Source organism: Arthrobacter sp. SIMBA_036 (genome assembly GCF_046535135.1).
In the GTDB taxonomy this organism is placed as follows: Bacteria; Actinomycetota; Actinomycetes; order Actinomycetales; family Micrococcaceae; genus Arthrobacter.
The window spans coordinates 1-345 of sequence record NZ_JAWRXG010000078.1; the positions used below are offsets into that span (position 1 = coordinate 1).

1 protein-coding gene is annotated in these 345 nt (G+C 40.3%); it reads right to left on the bottom strand.

All coding sequences use genetic code 11. The features are described from left to right. A partial coding sequence (locus SB659_RS19205) for a hypothetical protein (protein WP_410551543.1) occupies positions 1–237 on the bottom strand: 237 nt, incomplete at its 3' end. Positions 238–345 lie beyond the last annotated feature (108 nt).

Genomic DNA, 345 nt, shown 5'->3' on the forward strand with positions numbered 1-345 from the left:
GATCTCATCAGCGTATAAACCCAAATATACAGTCTGCCCTCCCCCAGCAAAGGATAGGCTGGTATTCGACATTGTATTGTAAAGTCCATTTATAGCAGCGGTTGCTGTTCCTTCTGAAAGAAAAATTGTCTCACTTGCTATCTGGTTGGAAGGCGGGCCAACCTCCACAAATTTTTTACACCCCCCCATTAATAAAATGGATGTGAGTAATGCAATATGTAAAATTTTCAGTTTCATGGTTAATATGAAATTTGTAACCCAACTGTATATGCCTGAAGTATCGGCATTAATGCTGGGTTTTGGGTTTCCGGATCGTACCCTTTGGTACGGTTAATAGTCAATAAG